Origin of the sequence: uncultured Cetobacterium sp. (assembly GCF_947039425.1) — a bacterium.
Classification (GTDB): domain Bacteria; phylum Fusobacteriota; class Fusobacteriia; order Fusobacteriales; family Fusobacteriaceae; genus Cetobacterium_A.
This window is the reverse complement of the sequence record NZ_CAMQYW010000224.1, coordinates 1-3,313: the sequence shown is the minus strand read 5'-3', so window position 1 is coordinate 3,313 and position 3,313 is coordinate 1. Positions and strand designations below refer to the sequence as shown.

Annotated in this window: 3 protein-coding genes; 2 read left to right on the top strand and 1 reads right to left on the bottom strand. The window is 26.0% G+C overall.

Annotated features, from left to right (window positions below; all coding sequences use genetic code 11):
* Together Q0V09_RS09555 and Q0V09_RS09550 are read left to right on the top strand one after the other, a co-directional pair.
* A partial coding sequence (locus Q0V09_RS09555) for an APC family permease (RefSeq protein ID WP_297488931.1) occupies positions 1 to 828 on the top strand: 828 nt, incomplete at its 5' end.
* 21 nt (positions 829 to 849) lie between these two features.
* Positions 850 to 2,691 carry a pyridoxal-dependent decarboxylase gene (locus tag Q0V09_RS09550; RefSeq protein WP_297407772.1) on the top strand — a complete coding sequence of 614 codons (1,842 nt, stop codon included), beginning with the start codon at positions 850 to 852 and terminating at the stop codon, positions 2,689 to 2,691.
* A 45-nt stretch (positions 2,692 to 2,736) separates the two neighbouring features.
* Here Q0V09_RS09550 and Q0V09_RS09545 read toward each other — a convergent pair whose 3' ends face one another.
* Positions 2,737 to 3,072, bottom strand: a complete 336-nt coding sequence (locus Q0V09_RS09545; protein ID WP_297488928.1) for a hypothetical protein — start codon at positions 3,070 to 3,072, stop codon at positions 2,737 to 2,739.
* Positions 3,073 to 3,313: the final 241 nt, after the last annotated feature.

Sequence of the window (3,313 nt, the reverse complement as noted above, 5' to 3'; positions counted from 1 at the left end):
GATTTAAGTAAATTATCATTTTTTTCGGGAATATGTTTCATATTTGCAGGATTAGAAATAGCATCAGTTCATGCTAATGATATAGAAAATCCTAAAAGGAATTATCCAATTGCAGTATTTTTATCAATTGGTGCTATGATTATATTTAACTTAGTGGCTGGTTTAAGTGTTGCTAATGCAATACCTAATAGTAAAATTCAACTTGCTAATATTCTTCAATCATTTCAAATTTATTTAACTGATTTAGGAGTTGCATGGTTGGCACCAGTTTTAGGATTAATGATTTGTGTTGGAATGATTGCACAAATGAGTGCTTGGGTGTTAGGACCATCAAAATCTATGATTAAAGTTGCTGAAGAGGGAAATTTACCTAAAATTTTTCAAAAAAGAAATAAAGATAATATACCTATTACCTTTGTACTATTGCAAGCAATTGGAATTTCAATTATTTCATCACTGTTTATAATTGTTCCAAACATTAATTCTGGATATTTTATGGTATTAATACTTACATCAATCTTATATAGCGTTGTATATTTATTTATAATAGGTGCAGAAGTTTATTTGCATTACCACGCAACTGATGTAATAAGAGCATTTAAAATTCCTGGAGGAACTATTGGAATGTGGATTGTTTGTCTTTTAGCTTTAGTTGGAGTAGGATTAACTATTATTATTAGTTTTATTCCATCTAGTGATATTCCTTCTAATAGTAGATTAGGATATGTTTTATTTGAAGGAATTGGTACAATAATATGTTTTGTTATTCCTTTAATTATATTTAAATTTAAAAAACCATCTTGGAAAAAAGACCAACCTGGACAATAAAAAGATAGGGAGATGTTTTAAATGGATATTAATAGCTTATTTTTAGGTGCTAAATCAGAAAATGATGAAATTTTTAGTAAAGAATTAGTAAAACTTTTTTATGATCATGCTCAGTGGAGAAAAAACTTTCATCCAGAAGATCCAGATATTATAAGTAAGTCTGAATTGTCAAGTAATGAATATATAAAAACAACAAATAAAATGGAAACAGTTTTAAATGAATTGTCTTCTAAATTAAGAGCTAAAATGATGCCTTGGCATTCACCTAGATATATAGGACATATGAACTCAGAAACATTAATGCCAGCAACTCTTGGTTATTTTGCAGGAATGTTATACAATGGAAATAACATTGCATACGAAGGAGCACCAGCAACAACTGTACTAGAGGTTGAAGTAGGACAAGATTTATGTAAATTAATGGGATATGAACCTGAGATTGGTTGGGGACATTTAACACCAGATGGATCTACAGCAAACTATGAAGCTGTTTGGTATATGAGAAATATAAAATCTATTCCATTAGCAATTAAAGAAGTTGTACCAGAATTAGTTAAAGAAAAGACTCAATGGGAGTTATTAAATATGTCTGTGGATGAAATTATGGATTTATTAGATAAAGTTCCAGACAAATTAGATGATATAAAAAAATACTCTTCTAGAAATGATAATACTAAAGTAACTATGTTAGGAAAATTAATTGTTCCAGAAACTAAGCATTATTCTTGGTTAAAAGCAGCAGATATTTTAGGAATTGGTTTAGACAATCTAATAACTATTGAAATAGATGATAAATTTAGAATGAATATAGATAAATTAAAAGAAGTGATAGATAATCTAGTTGATAAAAAAATACCAATTTTAGGGGTTGTTTCAGTTGTAGGAACTACTGAAGAGGGTGCTGTAGATTATGTTGATAAAGTTATTAATTTAAAAGATGAGTATAGTCAAAATGGTATTAATTTCTATTATCATATAGATGCAGCTTATGGAGGTTATGGTAGAGCTATATTTTTAGATGAGGATTATAAATTTATTCCATATGAAAATTTACATGATGTTTATAATAAATATAATGTTTTCAAAAATAAAGATATAGATTGGCCTTCTAAAGAAGTTTATAATGCTTATGAATCAATGTCAAAAGCAGATAGTATAACTGTTGATCCACATAAAATGGGATATATTCCATATAAAGCTGGAGGAATAGTAATTAAAGATAAAAGAATGAAAAATACTATTTCATATTTTGCAAATTATGCTTTCCAAAAAGATACAAAAATTCCAGATTTATTAGGAGCATTTATTTTAGAAGGTTCTAAGGCTGGAGCAGCAGCAGCAGCAGTTTGGACAGCTCATAGAATTATGGATTTAAATGTAAGCGGTTATGGACAATTGATAGGAGCTAGTGTAGAAGGGGCTTATAATTTATATAATAAATTACAAAATAGAAAAGAATATATAGTTAATGAGAGTATTGTTGAAGTTCATCCTTTATGTAAACCAGATTTTAATATGGTAGATTATGTATTTAATATAAAAGGAAATACAGATTTAGTTAAAATGAATAAGTTGAATTTTGATTTTTATAAAAAATCATCATATTTTACAACTTCATACATAAATGATTTAATTGTTTCTCATACAGAGTTTGATTATAGTGATTACAAAGACTCACCTTTAGAAATTATAAGAAGAATAGGAATTTCTAAAGATCAATGGGATAATGTACATAAATTAGTTTTAATAAGATCTTGTACAGTTACACCATATTTAAATGATCCAGAAGTATTTAAATATTATTCAGAAGAGTTTGATAAAGCTATTGTCAGTAAATTTAGTGAAATTTTAAAAGAAAATTAATAAAAAATAGGGAGATATCTATATTTTTAGATATCTCCTTATTTCTTAAAATAAATCTTTTAAGTCTAAAATATTAATAAGCTTAGGCTCATTTTTATTTAATTCAATTTCTTTTCCTATATTATTAAGTCTTAAAGTTTCAATCATTTTAGTTGATAACCTTTGTTTATTTATTGAGTCTAAAAGTAATTCTTTAACATCAAAGGATATAATTCGAATAGTCTCATAATTATAAATTTTAATTAATAATCCACATTCGTCTCCTTCATGTTGTGGATAGTCTCCATTTTGACCATGAAACTTAGACAAAGTATCTTTTTCATATGAATTTTTCCCATCTTCTATTGCAATAATTCTACCTCTAAATATATCTGTTCCCATAATAAATCCTCCTAAATTGCTATTATTAGAAATTTTAAAAGATCTCCTTATTATAGTATATACTTTCTTAAGAATTAAAACAATGTTTATTTATGAACATAAGTTTTAAAGAAATATATAAAAGTATTAAAAATTTTTATATATATTGCATTTTTATTAAATGTCATAGGTTCAACATTTGGAAAATATAAATACATTCTAATTATCCATGTAATGAGAAAAATAAAAAATATAATACTTA

What these genes read in the sequence shown, in the direction of transcription:
- Q0V09_RS09550 (WP_297407772.1), top strand. Translation starts at nt 850, where the DNA reads ATGGATATTAATAGCTTATTTTTAGGTGCTAAATCAGAAAATGATGAA.
- Q0V09_RS09545 (WP_297488928.1), bottom strand. Translation starts at nt 3,072, where the DNA reads ATGGGAACAGATATATTTAGAGGTAGAATTATTGCAATAGAAGATGGG.